13 protein-coding genes are annotated in these 16,556 nt (G+C 71.0%); 4 read left to right on the top strand and 9 right to left on the bottom strand.

Going from position 1 to position 16,556, the window contains the following annotated elements; genetic code table 11:
• Nucleotides 1-561 precede the first annotated feature (561 nt).
• The 6 genes from AC0IW9_RS16845 to AC0IW9_RS16870 are packed head-to-tail and all read right to left on the bottom strand — an operon-like array spanning nucleotide 562 to nucleotide 7,646.
• Nucleotides 562-2,145 (bottom strand): ABC transporter substrate-binding protein, encoded by a 1,584-nt coding sequence (locus tag AC0IW9_RS16845; RefSeq protein ID WP_471649437.1) that lies wholly within the window; start codon nucleotides 2,143-2,145, stop codon nucleotides 562-564.
• Nucleotides 2,146-2,159: 14 nt separating this feature from the next.
• Entirely contained in the window at nucleotides 2,160-2,996 is an 837-nt protein-coding gene (locus AC0IW9_RS16850; protein ID WP_471649438.1) for a polysaccharide deacetylase family protein, read from the bottom strand.
• Nucleotides 2,997-3,016: 20 nt separating this feature from the next.
• Nucleotides 3,017-3,781 carry an SDR family NAD(P)-dependent oxidoreductase gene (locus tag AC0IW9_RS16855; RefSeq protein WP_471649439.1) on the bottom strand — a complete coding sequence of 255 codons (765 nt, stop codon included), beginning with the start codon at nucleotides 3,779-3,781 and terminating at the stop codon, nucleotides 3,017-3,019.
• Nucleotides 3,774-4,538 carry an SDR family NAD(P)-dependent oxidoreductase gene (locus AC0IW9_RS16860; protein ID WP_471649440.1) on the bottom strand — a complete coding sequence of 255 codons (765 nt, stop codon included), beginning with the start codon at nucleotides 4,536-4,538 and terminating at the stop codon, nucleotides 3,774-3,776. Before AC0IW9_RS16860 ends, AC0IW9_RS16855 begins: the two co-directional genes overlap by 8 nt.
• Nucleotides 4,535-6,091, bottom strand: a complete 1,557-nt coding sequence (locus tag AC0IW9_RS16865) for a GMC family oxidoreductase (protein WP_471649441.1) — start codon at nucleotides 6,089-6,091, stop codon at nucleotides 4,535-4,537. Before AC0IW9_RS16865 ends, AC0IW9_RS16860 begins: the two co-directional genes overlap by 4 nt.
• A gap of 4 nt (nucleotides 6,092-6,095) precedes the next feature.
• A complete protein-coding gene (locus AC0IW9_RS16870) occupies nucleotides 6,096-7,646 on the bottom strand; it encodes an ABC transporter substrate-binding protein (RefSeq protein WP_471649442.1) in 1,551 nt (516 codons plus the stop codon).
• Between the two features lie 109 nt (nucleotides 7,647-7,755).
• Between AC0IW9_RS16870 and AC0IW9_RS16875 the strand changes: the two genes are divergently transcribed.
• The 3 genes from AC0IW9_RS16875 to AC0IW9_RS16885 all read left to right on the top strand — a co-directional run bounded on the left by AC0IW9_RS16875 (nucleotide 7,756) and on the right by AC0IW9_RS16885 (nucleotide 10,286).
• Nucleotides 7,756-8,682, top strand: coding sequence for an LLM class flavin-dependent oxidoreductase (locus tag AC0IW9_RS16875; RefSeq protein WP_471649443.1), 927 nt, complete (start codon nucleotides 7,756-7,758; stop codon nucleotides 8,680-8,682).
• A gap of 12 nt (nucleotides 8,683-8,694) precedes the next feature.
• Nucleotides 8,695-9,957 (top strand): CinA family nicotinamide mononucleotide deamidase-related protein, encoded by a 1,263-nt coding sequence (locus AC0IW9_RS16880; protein ID WP_471649444.1) that lies wholly within the window; start codon nucleotides 8,695-8,697, stop codon nucleotides 9,955-9,957.
• Between the two features lie 83 nt (nucleotides 9,958-10,040).
• Nucleotides 10,041-10,286: a hypothetical protein gene (locus AC0IW9_RS16885; RefSeq protein ID WP_471649445.1), complete on the top strand. Its 246-nt coding sequence runs from the start codon at nucleotides 10,041-10,043 to the stop codon at nucleotides 10,284-10,286.
• Between the two features lie 15 nt (nucleotides 10,287-10,301).
• On the opposite strand, the gene AC0IW9_RS16890 is transcribed toward AC0IW9_RS16885, so the two are convergent.
• Entirely contained in the window at nucleotides 10,302-10,700 is a 399-nt protein-coding gene (locus tag AC0IW9_RS16890) for a carboxymuconolactone decarboxylase family protein (protein WP_471649446.1), read from the bottom strand.
• A 112-nt stretch (nucleotides 10,701-10,812) separates the two neighbouring features.
• Between AC0IW9_RS16890 and AC0IW9_RS16895 the strand changes: the two genes are divergently transcribed.
• Nucleotides 10,813-12,039, top strand: a complete 1,227-nt coding sequence (locus AC0IW9_RS16895) for an MFS transporter (protein ID WP_471649447.1) — start codon at nucleotides 10,813-10,815, stop codon at nucleotides 12,037-12,039.
• On the opposite strand, the gene AC0IW9_RS16900 is transcribed toward AC0IW9_RS16895, so the two are convergent.
• On the bottom strand, nucleotides 12,036-13,967 hold the full coding sequence (locus AC0IW9_RS16900) for a PhoX family protein (protein ID WP_471649448.1): 1,932 nt from the start codon (nucleotides 13,965-13,967) through the stop codon (nucleotides 12,036-12,038). The genes AC0IW9_RS16895 and AC0IW9_RS16900 overlap by 4 nt on opposite strands.
• A 181-nt stretch (nucleotides 13,968-14,148) precedes the next feature.
• Entirely contained in the window at nucleotides 14,149-16,464 is a 2,316-nt protein-coding gene (locus AC0IW9_RS16905) for a molybdopterin guanine dinucleotide-containing S/N-oxide reductase (RefSeq protein WP_471649449.1), read from the bottom strand.
• Nucleotides 16,465-16,556: the final 92 nt, after the last annotated feature.

Below are 16,556 nucleotides of genomic sequence, written 5' to 3' on the forward strand. Positions count from 1 at the left end.
CACCTTCACCCCAACCGAGTGCACTAACTACTTTACCGCCGCAGGCTATGACGCAGACTGATAGGAAAACGCTCTAACTGCAGGGTGAGCCTCGACTAGCATCCAAAATGCTAGAAAACGGCAACACAGTTCAGTTGTGGGGGTGATTGTGGGGTGTAAGCGCCGCAGTGGCCTAAAGCCGGCCTAGAAGCTAGGTTAATGGTGTCCGCGGCGGGATTCGAACCCACGGCCCCAGGATTCATCCCACTTCGGCTTTCGCCGCCGCCGCCAAGCGTACTCCCTTGGCGGCGTTCGTGGTCTGGACTGTCCCTTCACCCTAGGCCGAAGCCCTTAGGTGCCGCCCGTCCAGTCTCTACACCTTCCCCCAGGCTTTCGCCGGAGGGCTTGGCTCGGGATCGGCATGGCGCGCAGCGCGCCGAAGCTTTCCCCGACTTTGAGCGGATCCGTTGCGCCGTTTCCGGGCGCAACGCCCAATTAACTCTAGGAATCCTGTACTCTATCCGGCTGAGCTACGCGGACACTGCGCCCAGCATAGCCCAGCCGGGGTCTTGCGGAAAGCCGCTACCGCGTGCGCTCGATGTTCCAGAGGACGGGGAAGCCGAAGTCGATCACCCCCTTCAGTTCGGCCCGCCAGACCGCCGGGGCCTGGAACTGGCCATCGAAGGGGAAGGTGACGTTCTCGATCGCCAGCCGCTGGAGATCGGCGGCGAGCGCCTTGCGCTTCTCCGGGTCGCTCTCGGCGGCGAAGGCGTCCAGCACCGGGGTCATCGCCGGGACGCAATAGCCCCAGGGCTGGTTGTTGGTGCAGTTGTAGCCGATGCCGACGTTGGAGAGCGGGTCCGCCATGTCGAAGCCGGTATAGATCACCGGCACCAGGTTCCAGCCGCCACGCTCGATCGGCTCCCGCGCCACCCAGCGCTGGGCGATCGAGGACCAGTCGGAGGTATTGACGTCGAGGTTGAAGCCGGCGCGCTTCAGCCGGTCGATCACCACCAGCGCCATCGGGTTGATGAGGGCGCTGTCGGCCGGCTGCAGGATGACGATGCGCTCGTTGTTGTAGCCGGCCTCCTTCAGCAGGGCGCGGGCGCGCTCGAGGCTCGGCGTGCGGATGGCCTCGCCGCCGGCATCGCTGCTGAAGCGGGTGCCGCAGAGGTAGATCGAGGTGCAATTCGCATCCGTCATGCCCTCGGGCAGGCCGTGGCCGGCGAGGATCTCGCTGCGGTCGAGTGCGGCCTGCAGCGCGCGCCGCATCGGCAGCCGGTCGAAGGGCGGCAGGTGGTGGTTGATGCTGACGCCGCCGATGATATGGGCGATGCCGCCCGGCTTGGCGATGACCAGGTTGCGGTCGCGGCGGAAGATCGAGAGGTAGTCGATCGGGCCGTATTCCAGGTAGTCCACCTCGCCCCGGGTCAGCGCCGCGGCGCGCAGCGAGATGTCGGGCAGGGTGACGAACTCCACCCGCTCGATCTTCGCAACCTTGCCGCCGGCGAGGCCATCGGCGGGCTCGGGACGCGGGACGTAGCGCGGGTTGCGGCGGAAGAAGGTGCGCTCGCCCGGGACCCATTCGTCCTTGAGGAAGAGGTAGGGGCCGCTGCCGACGACCTCGGCCACCGCCTGGGTCGGCAGGGTGGTGCTGGCCAGCCGCGCGGGCATGATGAAGGGCACGTGGACGCTCGGCTTGCCCAGGGCATCGATGACGCCGCCGAAGGGCTGGGCGAGCTGCAGCACGAAGCGGTTGGGCGCCTCGGCGCGCAACTCCTTCGTCGCCGCGATCAGCCGCCGGCCGATGCTGTCGCGGGCGCCCCAGCGTTTCAGCGAGGCGATGACGTCATCGGCCGTGACCGGCTTGCCGTCGCTGAATTCCAGGCCGGGGCGCAGGGTGAAGGTCCAGGTCAGCTTGTCCTCGCTGACCTGCCATCCCTCCAGCATCTGCGGCCTGTACTCGCCCTTGCTGTCCATGGCGACGAGCGTGTCGTAGACCATGTAGGCGAAGTTGCGGGTGACGAAGGAGGGGCTGGCGATCGGGTCCAGGTTCTGGAGGCCGACGTTCAGCACCAGGCGCAGCGGCCGCTCGCGCGGCTGGGCCTCGGCAGCAAGCGTCAGGGCGCAACTGGCCACCAGGCCGAGCAGCAGGCGTCGCAGCATGATCGGAGCCTTTCTCACGAGTTGGCCTTCTCATGGTTGCTGGCCCAGGCCTCGGCGACCTCGGTGCCGGTGGCGAACCAGACGTTGGGGAAGCCCTTGATGAACTGGATCATCTCCCGCAGCAGCGCGACACGGCTGGGCCGGCCGCTGACCTGCGGGTGCATCACCAGGTTGTAGAGCCCGCCCCAGCGGTAGATCTCGCGGAATTCGTCCTGGAAGACCTGTCGGATGTGGCTGTTCGGGAAGATCGGCCGCGGCCCCTTGATGCTGAACAGCGCATAGACCGCGTCGTCCAGGCTCCAGTGCCAGGGCAGCTCGATCGGGCCGGGGCTGCCATCGGGCATGACGTGGCGATAGGGGTTGATGTCGTCGAGCAGGGAGCTGTCGTAGAGGAAGTCGTGCTTGTGCAGCAGGCGGATGAGGTTGGCGCTGGTCTCGCCGGCCGGCGAGCGATAGCCCTTGGGCACCACGCCGAGGCAGCGCTTCAGCGCCTCGAGCCCCTTCTCCATCTCCTCGACTTCCTTGTCGGGGAAGGCGGGGTCGATCCAGCTGTGGGAATAGCTGTGGTGGGCGATCTCGTGGCCTTCCCGCAGGATCATCTCGGCGCGGGCCTGATGGGTCTCGGCGGTCCAGCCGACGACGAAGAAGGTCGCTTTCACGCCCTCCTCGCGGAGCGTCTGCAGGATCATCGGGATGCCGACCTTGGCGCCGTAGGTGCCCTGGCTGAGGATGCCGGGGCGGCGGATGTTCTCCGGGTCGCGCGCCATCCACAGCGTCTCGGCGTCGAAGTCGAAGGTCAGCATGACGGCGACCTTCGCCTTGTTGGGCCACTTCACCTGCATGTCGATCATCGTCGGGTCCCTTGGCGGTTTCAGCCAGCCTCGCGCGGCGGGTGCCGCGCCGCAAGCCACCCGCCGTCGACGGCGATCACCTGGCCCGAGACATAGGCGGCATCCGCCGAGGCGAGGAAGGCGATGACGGCGGCCACTTCCGCCGGCTGGCCGGCGCGGCGCAGCGGCGTCGGCTCCAGCACGGCCTTCCGGTAGTAGTCGCTGCCGAGGTGGCCGGTGGTCATCGCCGTCTCGATCACGCCGGGCGCCACGGCATTCACCAGGATGCCCTCCGGCCCCAGCTCGCCGGCCAATTGCCGGGTCATCTGGGCGACGCCGGCCTTGGCGACCGCATAGGCGGTGGTGCCGGGATAGCCGGCGATGCCGAAGGTGGAGGCGAGGCTGATGATCCGCCCGCCCGGCCGCGCCAGATGCGGGATGGCGGCGCGGGTGACGCGCAGCACGGCCTTCAGGTTGATGTCGATGAAGCGGTCGATGAGGTCGTCGTCGGAGTCCACCAGCGGCTTCGAGCCGCCGATCCCGGCATTGTTCACCAGGATGTCGAGCCGGCCGAAAGCCGCCAGCGCGGCCTGGACCAGTGCGTCGCCGGCGCCGCGGGCGTTCAGGTCGAGGGTGAGGCCGGTGGCGCCCAGCGCCGCGGCGGTCGCCATCACCTCGGGCGACAGGTCGGCCAGCAGCACGCGGGCGCCGTCGGCCGCCAGCCGGGCGGCGGTGGCGGCGCCGATGCCGCGCGCCGCGCCGGTGACGATGGCGGCCTGGCCGGCGAAGCGGGCGGGGTCAGGCAAGGCGGCCTCCATCGACGGGCAGGGCGACGCCGGTGATGAAGCCGGCGGCGGGGCTGAGCAGGAAGAGCACGGTTTCCGAGACCTCATCCGCCTTCCCGAAGCGCAGCATCGGGTGGCGGGCGCGGAAGGCGGCCTCGCGGGCGGCGCGGGCGGCCGGGTCGCCGGCGGCGGCGAAGGTGGCGTCGAGCATCGGCGTCTCGATCGAGCCGGGGCAGACGCAATTCACCCGGATGCCCTCGGCGGCGTGGCTCAGCGCCAGGCTGCGGGTCAGCATGACCACCGCGCCCTTGCTGGCGGAATAGGCCGGCAGGGTGGCGGACCCCGCCAGACCGGCGGTGGAGGCGAAGGCGACGATGGACCCGCCGCCGGCCGCCTGCATCTGTGGCAGCACCGCCCGGACCGCGAGCCAGGTGCCCTTCACGTTCACCGCGAAGAGCCGGTCCCATTCGGCTTCCTCGACCTCGGCCAGGGGCTTGGCCGGGCCGAGCATGCCGGCGGCGGTGACCAGCAGCGTCACCGGACCGAGCTCGGCCGCCCGGGCCGCGGCAGCGGCAACGTCCTTGGCATCGGCGGCGTCGCCGGTGACGGTCACGGCGCCGGGGCAGCGGGCGGCGGTCTCGGCCAGCCCCTCGGCGCTGCGGTCGAAGAGCAGCAGCTTCGCGCCCTCCTGCGCCAGGCCGAGGGCGGTGGCGCGGCCGAGGCCGGAGCCGGCGCCGGTGATGAGCGCCACCTGGCCGGTGAAGCGATCCGCCCTCATGCCATCATCCTCCGCGCCACCGCTTCGCCGATCATGACGCAGGTGAAGTGCGTGTTCGCCCGGCAATCGGCCGGCATGATGGAGGCATCGGCGACGCGCAGCCCGGCGATGCCCTTCACCCGCGCATCGGGGTCGACCACGCCGCGCGGTTCCTCATAGGCGGTCATCCTGCAGGTGCCGGCGGCGTGCTGGATGTCGCCGGCTTCCTGCAGCAGCAGCGCGTCGAGGGCATCGCCGGGCAGCGCCGCGGCCTCGGCCATGCTCAACCCGCTTTCGCCGAAGGTGATGCGGGAGGCGATGCGGGTCAGCGCCGGCTGCGCGGCGAGTGTCGCCAGCCGGGCCACCGCGTCCCGCATCCGCAGCAGGTCGCGGGGGTCGGAGAGCATGTTCTCCTCGACGATCGGGTCCTGCTCGGGCGCGGCGGAGGCGAGGGTGACGGTCCCGCGCGAGAAGGCCTCGTAGACCGCGGCGCCGACCGCGCCGAGCGGCTGCGGCCGGGTACCCGGCGGCGCCAGGCCGCGGTGGTTGAAGGCGATTAGGATCATGTCCCGCGTGCCGCCGCCGCCGAGGCCGCTGCTGTAGGTGACGCAGCAATTGGTGTGGCGCTGGTCGGGGTCGGTGGCGGCGAACTCCGGTTTCATCTCCAGGCTGGCGCGGACGATGGGATGGTCCATGAAGTTGCGGCCGACCTCGGGCAGATCCTTCACCACCGCAATGCCCATCGCCTGCAGCGCCGCCCCGGCGCCGATGCCGGAGCGCAGCAGGATGGCCGGGCTATGCACCGCGCCGGCCGAGAGCACGACCTCCCGCGCCGGGAGATCGACCCAGCCCTGGCCCTTGAGGTGGACGCGGACGCCGGTGGCGCGGCCGCCCTCGACCAGTACCTTGTCCACCAGCGCATCGCCGCGGATCTCGAGGTTGGGGCGGGTGCGGGCGGGCTCCAGGAAGGCCTCGTTGGTCGAGACGCGGCGGCCGTCGCGGCTGTTGATGGGGTAGCAGGAGACGCCCTCGCCGCTGGGCGCGTTCAGGTCGGCGTTCCAGGGGTAGCCGGCAGCGAGTGCCGCGGCCTTCAGGCCGAGGTCGACCGGGCCCCAACTCGTCTCCGGAGCGCGGTAGACCGGCAGGGGGCCGGACTTGCCGTGGCCCTCGGCGGGGTCGGTCTCGATGGCGTCGAACAGGGGCAGCACGTCGCGGCCGGACCAGCCCTCGCAGCCGGCCTCGGCCCAGGCGTCGAAGGCGGCCATGACGCCGCGGATGGCGATCTGCGCATTCACCACCGAGCTGCCGCCGAGCGCCTTGCCGCGCCAGTAGAACTTCGGCTGCTGCACGGCGGTACGGCGGGAGACCAGCTTCGGCCAGTGCCATTCCGCCTGCAGGCCAGGGTCGTGGATCATCGGGATGGGGTTGGCGCTGAGCATGGCCTGGGGGGCCTCCGCCGCCCGCCAGTCCCGCCCGGCTTCCAGCAGCAGCACGCGGCGCTGCGGGTCGGAGGACAGCCTCGCTGCCAGGGCGGCGCCGGCCGAACCGGCGCCCACCACGATCACATCATGCATGCCGCTACTTCTCCACCGCCCAGAACAACGGGATGGCCGAGGGGATCAGGTTGCGCAACTGCGCGCGGTGCGCCGCCGGCTGGGCGAACTGGCCCCAGGGCACCGCCATGGCCTGGCCGTAGACCACCTCCTGGATCTGTGCGGCGATCCGCTGCCGGTCCGCCAGGGTGGGGGCGGCGGCGAAGGCATCGAACAGCGGGACCAGCGGCTGCTCGCAGAAGAAGCCGCCGTTCAGCGACGCGGTGCAGTTGAAGCCGATGACGGAATTGGTCAGCGGCGATTGCAGGTCGACGCCGAGCGCATGCACGCCGAAGACGCTCCAGCCATCGCGCCGGGTGCGGCGGGCGAGCACCGAGGCCCAGTCCATCACCTGCTGATCGACGGTGAAGCCGGCGCGGCGGAGCCGGTCGGCGAGGATCTCGGAGGAGACCTTGGCGGCCTCAAGGTCGTTGGCGACCAGCACCACCACCGGCTCCCCGGCGTAGCTTGTCTGCTTCAGCGCGGCGCGCGCGGCCTCGATGGATGGGTTGCGGAGGGCGGCGGTGCCGGCGTCGTTCTCGTAGGGGCTGCCGCAGATGAAGAAGGCCTGGCAGGTGCGGGCGTAGCGGTCCGAGAGACCGAAGCCGGCCATGACCTCGGCCTGGTCGACCAGCTGCAGCAGCACGCGGCGGATGGCGGGGTCGGCGAAGGGCCCGCTGGCGGCGTTCAGCCGGTAGTGGCCGGTGAACTGGTCGAGGCCGGTGAAGCTCTGCACCCGGACGCGGCGGTCGCGCTCCAGCACCCGCAGCAGGTCGAAGGGGGCATATTGGATGTAGTCGATCTCGCCGGATTGCAGCGCCGCCGTCGCGGTCGCGCCATCGGGGACGACGCGGAGCTCGAGGGCATCGATCTTCACCACCTTGCCGCCCGCGAGCAGGTCGTTCGGCTCGGCGCGGGGGACATAGGCGGTGTTCTTCCGCAGCAGCATGCGGTCGCCGGTGCGGTGGTCGGCGCGGCGATAGACGAAGGGGCCGGAGCCGATGATCTCGGTGATGCGCTCGGCGCCCGGGGTCTTGGCCAGCCGCTCCGGCAGCATGAAGGGGCCGGGGCTGGAGGTTGTGCCGAGGGTGTCCAGCACCAGGCCGTAGGGGGTGCGCAAGGTCAGGGTGAAGCTTTTGGCGTCATCGGCTTCCAGCGAGGCGGTCGCGGCCAGCAGCCGGCCGCCCAGCGCGCTGCGGGTGCCCCAGCGCTTGAGGGAGGCAACGCAGTCGGCCGCGGTCACCGGGGCGCCGTCGTGCCACGTGAGGCCGTCGCGCAGGGTGAAGTGCCAGGTCAGGCCATCGGGCGAGCTGGTCCAGCGCTCGACCATCTGCGGCTTCACCTGGCCGGCGCTGTCCATGGCAAACAGCGTGTCGAAGACCAGGTAGCCGAAGGTGCGGGTGATGTAGGCGCCGGTGAAATGCGGGTCGAGGGTGACGACCTCCGCCTCCAGCACCGCCGAGAGGGTCTGCGATCGGGCCGGACCCGTGGCGAGCAGGCCGAGCAGCAATAGCCTGGCGAGGAATGGGACGCGCATGCAGGTCTCCGATCTGAGGGCGGGGGCGATGCAAGCGCCATGCTAGGCCGGCTTGCCGGATCCGCGCGAATGCGCTCACCCTGGCGGCCATCGAAGGGGGAGGGGGCGCATGACGCCACGCATCGGCTACCTGCTGCCCACGCGGGAGCAGGTGATGGAGGGCCGGCCGGAAGCCGCGCCGCTGCTGGCGCTGGCGGACCGGGCCGAGGCGCTGGGCTATGCCTCGGTCTGGGTCGGGGATTCGGTGCTGGCGCGGCCGCGGCATGATCCGCTGACCCTGCTGGCGGCGGTCGCCGGGCGGACGCGGCGGGTGCGGCTCGGCACCGCGGTGCTGCTGCCGGCGCTGCGCAACCCGGTGCTGCTGGCGCATCAGGTGGCGACGCTCGACCAGATTGCCGAAGGCCGCGTCATCCTCGGTGTCGGCATCGCCAGCGACGTGGCCAATATCCGCGCCGAATTCGCCGCCTGCGGCGTGCCCTGGGAGAAGCGGGTGGGGCGCATGCTGGAAGGGCTGCGGCTGTGCCGCGCGCTGTGGGGCGGCGATCCGGTGGACTGGGACGGGCGCTGGACCATGCAGGGCGCGGTGCTCGGCCCGGTGCCGCACCGGCCGGGCGGGCCGCCGATCTGGCTGGCGGGCGCGGCGCCGGCGACCATCGAGCGGGTCGGCCGGCATTTCGACGGCTGGTTCCCCAATGGGCATGACCCCGCCGCCTTCGCCCAGACCTGGGGCGAGATGCAGGCGGTGGCGCGGGAGGCCGGGCGCGACCCCGCCAGCCTGACCGGCGCGGTCTACCTGACGCTGGCGATCGACGAGGACCCGGCCCGGGCCGAGGCGTGGATCGATGAATTCATGGCTGGCTATTACGGCCAGCGGCCCGATGTGATGCGCAAGCGCCAACGCTGCTACGCCGGCGGGATCGCCGGGGCGCGCGCGCTGATCGCCGAGTATGGCGCGGCGGGCGTCGGCCACCTGGTGCTGCGCTTCGCCGGCGACCACGAACGCCACCTGGACTTGCTCGCCGGCCTCAACGCCTGAACGGAACCCCTGATGCGCATCGAGATCCTCTGCACCGGCGACGAGATCCTCACCGGCAAGACCATCAACACCAACTACAGCCACATCGCCCGGCGGCTGGTCGAGCTCGGGCTCGATATCCATTGGGGCACCATCGTCGGCGATGACCGGGCGAGCCTGAGCGCGGCCTTCGCCGAGGCGGCGCAGCGGGCCGATGCGGTGATCGTCAACGGCGGGCTGGGCCCGACGGTCGATGACCTCTCGCAGGAGATGGCGGCGGAGGCGGCGGGCGTGCCGCTGGTGCTGCACGAGGACTGGCTGGCGCGGATCGAGGCCTTCTATGCCCGGCGCGGCCGGGTCATGCCGCCGAACAACCGCAAGCAGGCGATGCTGCCGGAGGGAGCCGAGTTCATCGACAACCCGATCGGCACCGCCTGCGGCTTCGCCGTCACCATCGGCCGCGCGCGCTTCTACTTCACCCCGGGCGTGCCGCGCGAGATGAAGCGGATGCTGGAGGAGCAGCTATTGCCGCGGCTGCTGGCATTGGGCGGGTTGCCCGGCGTGACGCGGCTGAAGCGCTTCCATACCTTCGGCATCGGCGAGAGCCGGGCGGACCAGATGCTGAGCGACATCCCGGGCCTGGAGGACGGGCCGGTGAAGCTCGGCTTCCAGTCGCACTACCCGCAGCTCGAGACCAAGCTGGCGGTGCGGGCGGCCGACATGGCGACGCTCGAGGCGGCGCTGGCGCCGATCGAGGCGGAGGTGCGCCGGCGGCTCAGCAACTTCGTGCTGGCGGAGGATGATGCCTCGCTGGAGAGCGTGATCCTCGGGGCGCTGCAGGCCGGCGGCGGGATGCTGGCGGTGGCCGAGATGTTCACCAGCGGCGCCATCGCCTCCCGCCTCGCGCGGTCGCCGCTGGCCGAGGGGCTCTTCGCCAGCGCGGTGGTGGCGCCGACCCTGGAGCGGCTGTGTGCCGCGGTCGGCATCCCGGCGCCCGAGGCGGTGACGCCGGAGGCGGCGGCGACGGTCGCCCGGGCGCTCCGGGCCGGCAGCGGCGCGAGCCACGCGCTGGCGGTGCTGGTGGCACCCGATGCCGGGCCCGATGCCCGGGAATGGGGCGCGGTCGTCTGCATTGGCTTGGCGACCGAGGGCCATGTGGTGACGCGGCGAGCGCGGCTGACCAATGGCCGCGACTGGGTGCGGCAGGGCGCGACGGAGATGGGGCTCGATTGCCTGCGGCGGCTGCTGCTCGGCCTGCCGGTGGATGAGCTGGTGGATTTCGAGCAGCGCGGGTGATCCTGCACGCGGCATGAAGGATGTGCAATGACCGCAACCGGGCGTCGAGCCGGTCGTTTTCCTTGCCCAAGGAGAAACGATCGATGAAACGCCTACTGGTTGTCTCCAGCCTCCTCGCCCTGGTCTCCGTCGCACCGGCGATGGCCAAGCCTTCCTGCCTCAAGGGCGCCGCCGTGGGAGCGGTCGGCGGCCATATGGTGGGCAGCGGCCATGCCGTGGCCGGGGCCGCGGCCGGCTGTGCCATCGGCTCGCATCAGCGCGGCAATGCCGACCGTGCCGCCGCGCAGCAGCAGCAACAGCAGGCCGCGCCGCAGCAGCCGGCGCGTTAAGCTGGGGGCGGCCGGCTACCCGGTCGCTTCGCCGCGCATCTCCTCGAAGACCTCACGGGCGACCAGCAGCGCCTCCCGCACCGAGGGGGCGCCGATATAGCCCGCCGTATGCAGCAGGGCCTCGCCCAGCTCCGCCTCGGTCCAGCCCTGGTTGCGGGCCATGCGCAGGTGGATGCGCAGCTCCGGCCAGGCGGCGGTCGCGGTATCGGTGATGACGGTGATCAGGGCGCGGGTCTTGAGGTCGAGGCCCGGTCGGGTCCAGAGCAGGCCGAAGACCGCTTCCCGCGTCCAGTCGGCGAAGCCCTGCATCAGCGGGTCGTTGTAGACGGTGGTGGCCATCTTCTCGGCCATCGCCTTGCCCATCAGCTCCTCGCGGACCGCCGAGCCCTTCTGGTGCATCGCGCTCTTCGCCATGATCCTGTTCCCTCCGTGACGCGGGACAGCCTAGCGCGTCCGGCGGGGGTGGGAAGCTGGTCAGTCGTCCGATCAGGCCTATAGTGGCCGTCCGTAGGACGAGGGCCGGCGCGTGAGCGAGCAGACCATGAATGCCAGGGCGGCCCCCACGGCCCCCGCCGCGCCGAGCGGCACCACCTTCGCGGTCATCCTCTCGCTCAGCTTCTGCCACTTCCTCAACGACCTGATGCAGTCGCTGGTGCCGGCGATCTATCCCATCCTGAAGACCTCCTACGGGCTGGACTTCGGCCAGATCGGCCTCATCACCCTGGCCTTCCAATTCACGGCATCCCTGCTGCAGCCGGTGGTGGGCATGGTCACCGACAAGCGGCCGATGCCCTATTCCCTGGCGATCGGCATGGGCTTCACCCTGGTCGGGCTGATCCTGCTGGCGCATGCGGCGACCTATCCGCTGATCCTGCTGGCGGCGGCGCTGGTGGGGATGGGGTCCTCGGTCTTCCATCCGGAAGCCTCGCGGGTGGCGCGGATGGCGTCCGGCGGGCGCTACGGGCTGGCGCAATCCTTGTTCCAGGTGGGCGGCAACACGGGGTCCGCGGCGGGGCCGCTGCTGGCGGCCTTCATCGTGGTGCCGCATGGCCAGCGCAGCCTGGTGTGGTTCTCCGGCGCGGCGCTGCTCGGGATGATCGTGCTGTTCCAGGTCGGCGGCTGGTATGCGCGGAACCAGAAGGCGCGGCCGGCGGCCACGGGTCGCGCGGCGGCGGGCGCGGCGCCGCTGTCGCGCGGGAAGGTCGGGCTGGCGATCGCGGTGCTGGTGGCGCTGCTCTTCTCGAAGAACGTCTATACCGCCAGCCTGAGCAGCTACTACACCTTCTACCTCATCGATAAATTCCACGTCTCCGTGCCCGTCGCACAGATGTTCCTCTTCACCTTCCTGGCCGCGCTGGTGGTGGGCACGCTGATCGGCGGGGCGGTCGCGGACAAGATCGGCCGGGTGCCGGTGATGTGGGTCTCGATCCTCGGCGCGCTGCCCTTCACCCTGGCGCTGCCGCATGTCGGGCTGGTGATGACCGGCATCCTGTCCGTTGTCATCGCGCTGATCATGGCCTCCGCCTTCTCCGCCATCCTGGTCTATGCGCAGGAGCTGATGCCGGGCCGGGTCGGGTTGGTGGCCGGGATGTTCTTCGGCTTCTCCTTTGGCCTCGGGGGGCTGGGCGCGGCGGCGCTGGGGCAGCTGGCGGATTGGACCAGCATCCGCACCGTGTATCAGGTCTGCGCCTTCCTGCCGGCGCTCGGGCTGCTGATGGTGTTCCTGCCGAAGCAGCCCGGCCGCGCGGATTAACTGCCGATCTCGCCGCCGCCCTTGCGGGTGATGGCGATGACCGAAGGCCGCGGCGGCATGGTCGGCTCGAAATCCGGCCAGCGGGTGGAGGGGCGGTCGAAGCTGCTGCCGGTATCCTCGCCGGGGTGCTGGATGGCGAGGAAGATGGTCTCGCCATCCGGGGTGAAGCGCGGGCCGCAGACCTCGGCCCCGGTCGGCGCCTGGTAGAACAGCCGGGTCAGGCCACGGCCATAGCCGGCGGTATCCGCGGCATAGAGGCCATCGGCGACGCCGGCGGCGGCGGGCGCGCCATCGGTGGCGATCCAGATGCGGCCCTTCTTGTCGAAGGCGCAATTGTCGGGGCAGGAGAGCCAGCCCTGGTCGCTGGTGGCGCGGTGGTAGCGGGCGCCGGCATCGAGGCCGGGCTTGCCGCCCATCAGGAAGAAGCCCCAGCGGGCGGTGGTCGCGGTGTGGTCCACCTGCGGCGTGCCGGCGCCGGGCGGGATGATCTCGACCACATGGCCATGCGCATTCGCCGGGCGCGGATTGGCCGCATTCAGCCGCTGCGCGCTGCGGGTCCCGTTGTTGGTCAGCATGACGTAGATGCGGCCGGTCTGCGGGTTGGGTTCCACATCCTCCGGCCGGTCCATCGGCGTGGCGCCGAGCAGGTCCGCGGCGCGGCGGGTATGGATCAGCACCTCCGCCTGGGAGGCGAAGCCATTGGCTGCCGTCAGCGGCCCCTGGCCATGCACCAGCGGCAGCCATTCCAGCATGCCGTCGTCGAGGAATCGGGCGACGTGGAGCGTGCCCTCGTCCAGCAGGTCGCGGTTGGCCTCCCGGTCGGTCGGGTGCCAGCGGCGGGCGGTGACGAATTTGTAGACATATTCGAAGCGTTCGTCGTCGCCCATGTAGATGGCGACGCGGCCATCGGCGCCGATCGCGTGGTTGCAGCATTCATGCTTGAAGCGGCCGAGCGCGGTGCGCTTCACCGGCACCGAGGCCGGGTCGTAGGGGTCGAATTCGACGATCCAGCCGAAGCGGTTCGGCTCGTTCGGTTCACGGTCGAGGTTGAAGCGGGGGACATGCTGGGACCAGGCGTAATTGGCCTGGGGCAGGATGCCGTAGCGCCTGTAGGCATCCTTCTGCGCACCCTCCGTCGCGGCGGTGCCGCCGAAGTAGTTGTTGAAATTCTCCTCCGCCGTGGTGACGGTGCCCCAGGGCGTATTGCCGCCGGCGCAGTTGCAGAGGGTGCCGAGCACCTGCAGGCCATCCGGGTCGGCGCCCGTGCGCATCCAGGGATGGCCGGCGGCGGGGCCGCTGATGCGCATCGGGGTCTCGGCGGTGATGCGGCGGTTGCGCGGGCTTTCCGGCTCATAGCCCCAGCGGCCGTCGCGGCGGTGCAGCTCGACCACCGAGAGGCCATGCGCCGCCATCTCCACCGCCACCTGCTCGGCACTGGCCTTCTGCGCGGCGGCGCGGCCGGCGCCGAGGCCGGGGAACATCAGGTTGGTGTTGGTGTATTCGTGGTTCACCACCAGCAGGCCATGCTCGCTATTGGCGGAGCCGTGCGGCAGCGGGAAGTAGTCCAGGTAGTCGTTGTTGTAGCCGAATTGCCGGGCCTGGTCGGCGGCGGTGGCGACCAGCGGGTTGAAGGGCGGCGCATCGGCCAGCACCGGGTCGCCCCAGCGGATGACGACCTGGATCTCATGCCCCGGCGCCACCGCGTCGCGCTGGCTGAGCTGGTGCGGCAGCTCGGTGAAGGTGAGGCTGGAGGGGCCGCCGGACTCCGGCCCGGGCTGGGCTTCCGCCACCGCCGGCAGCATGGCCGCGGCGGCGAGCCCGGCCAGGGCGCCGCGGCGGGAGAGGCGCCGCGCCGCGATCTCCTCCAGCGTCTCCCGCAGGGCGGGGTTGCTGCCGATATCCTCGATCTCGACGTCTTCGGCCGTCATGGCGGCAGGCTCCGGTGCTGGACCGTGATCCGCGCCGAGAGCGGCGCGGATCACGGTCCCGCTTATTGTCTTGTCGCGCGATTCACGCCCTTCGGTGGTCGTACCTCGGACGATCGCGTTCCAGCCGCCTTGAGGTAGGCCCGCCGGCGGAAAGCGGTATGGCGGTTGGGTGAAGCTTTCGCTACTCCGCCGCCATGGATATGGGCGCGCCGGGGGGATCGAAGGCGCGGATCGGCGGCAGGTTGCCGGCGAAGCGCTCGACCTCGACGGTGGTGAGCTGGCCGGTGCAGCCCTGGGCGAGGCTAGAGGTACCCACGTCCCGCGTCAGCATGTTCGGATTGCCATGGACGCAGAGCGAGGCCTCCTCCATCGGGTCCTCGGGGTCGTACCAGGCGCCGGTCGGGAGCTGCACCACGCCGGGGATGACATCGGTGCTGAGGGCGGCGGTCGCCAGGCAGGCGCCGCGGGCATTGCGCAGCTTGACCACGTCGCCCTCGGCGATGCCGCGCGGGGCGGCATCGGCCGGGTTGATGCGCATCACCTCGCGGCCGCGGCGCTTCATGCCGTTGCTATGGCCGCCGAAGTCGAACTGGCTGTGCAGCCGGGTCGCCGGCTGGTTGGCGATGAGGCGGAGCGGCGCCGTCGCATCCGGCACCTCGACGGGCGGCAGCCAGGTCGGGTGGCCGGGGCAATCGGGGTAGCCGAAGCCGGCGATGGTGGTGGAGGCGATCTCGATCCTCCCGCTCGGCGTCGGCAGCGGATGCGCCTCCGGGTCGGTGCGGAAGTCGCGCAGGATGCCGCCGTCGTCGTCCTCCTGTGGCAGCACCAGCTCGCCCTGGGCCCAGAATTCCTCGAAGGACGGGGCGGGGAGGTTCAGCGCGGCGAGGCCCTTGCGGGTCGGCTCGTACAGATGGCGCAGCCAGTCGCGGGCGCTGCGGCCCTCGGTGAAGGCGGGGCCGGCGCCGAGGCGCTCGGCCAGCGCCGAGAAGATGGCGTAGTCGTCGCGGGCCTCGCCGAAGGGCTCGACCAGCTGGTGCATGGCGACCATCAGCGGGTCGGTCGGCGCGGCGCCGATGTCCTCGCGCTCCAGCGTCATGGTGCAGGGCAGGACGATGTCGGCGTGGCGGGCGGTCGCGGTCCAGGCGATCTCGTGCACCACCAGCGTCTCCACCGCGGCGAAGGCGCGCTTCAGGCGGTTGAGGTCCTGGTGGTGGTGGAAGGGATTGCCGCCGGCCCAATAGACCAGGCGGATATCCGGGTACACCATCCGCTTGCCGTTGTAGTCGAAGGGTTGGCCCGGGTTGAGCAGCATGTCCGAGATGCGGGCCACGGGGATGAAGGCGCCGACGCCGTTCCTGCCCTGCGGCAGCGCGGCGGAGGAGACGGCGTTCTGCCGCTTGCCGTAATGCGCCAGCGCGCCGAGGGCGTAGTTGTAGCCACCCCCGGGCAGGCCGATCTGCCCGAGCATGGCCGCCAGCACGCAGGCCATCCAGACCGGCTGCTCGCCATGCTCCTGGCGCTGCAGGGAATGGGCGACGGTGACCAGGGTGCGGCGGCCCACGGCCTGCAGCGCCATGGCGGTGATGCGCTCGGCCGGGACGCCGCAGATGGCCGCGGCCCAGGCCGGGTCCTTCGGTTGGCCGTCGCTGCGGCCCAGCAGATAGGCCTCGAAGGTGTCCCAGCCGGCGCAGTAGCGGTCGATGAAGCCGCGGTCGTGCTGGTCGGCGGTCACCAGGGCATGCGCCATGCCGAGCATCAGCGCGGTATCCGTTCCCGGGACGCTGGGCTGCCAGGTGGCGCCGGCCTCTTCCGGCAAATCATCCTTCAACGGGCCGATCAGCAGGAATTCGCAGCCGCGCGCCCGGGCCGCGGCCATGGAGCCGCGCTCGACATGCCGGCTGATGCCGCCCGAGGCGACCATGCTGTTCTTCAGCGCCATGCCGCCGAAGGCCAGCACCATCTCGGTGTGTTCGGCGACTGCGTCCCAGGTGACGTTGCGGCGGGCGACGGCGTCGATCGGCCCCAGGACATGCGGCAGGATGACGCTGGAGGCGCCGGAGCTGTAGCTGTTGACGCTGCGGACATAGCCGCCGAGCGACATGTTCAGGAAGCGGTGCACCTGGCTCTGCGCATGATGGAAGCGCCCGGCCGAGGACCAGCCGTAGGAGCCGCCGAAGACCGCCTGCGGGCCATGCGCGTCCCGCACCCGGGCGAGTTCCTTCGCCAGCAGGTCCAGCACCTGGTCCCAGTCCATCGGGATGAATTCGTCGCGGCCGCGCCGGGCATCGGGCCCCGGGCCATTCTCGAGCCAGCCGCGGCGGACCATGGGGCGGGCGATGCGGGCCTTGTGGCGCAGGGCTTCCGGGAAATTCTGCAGCAGCAGGTTCGGGTCGGGGTCGCCGGGATGGGCCCGGACCTCCAGCCTGCCGTCCCGCATCGCGGCGGAGAAGGCGCCCCAATGCGCGCTATGCGGCCGGAACCCGGTATCCTGCGCCATGGCGATGCCCCTGCTGTTCCCACCGATCCTGCGGCGGGGCCGGGTGGCACGCAAGCCTTGCCGCCGGGGATGCGGCGGTTACACTTCCCCCC

It is taken from the genome of Belnapia sp. AC561 (genome assembly GCF_979252845.1).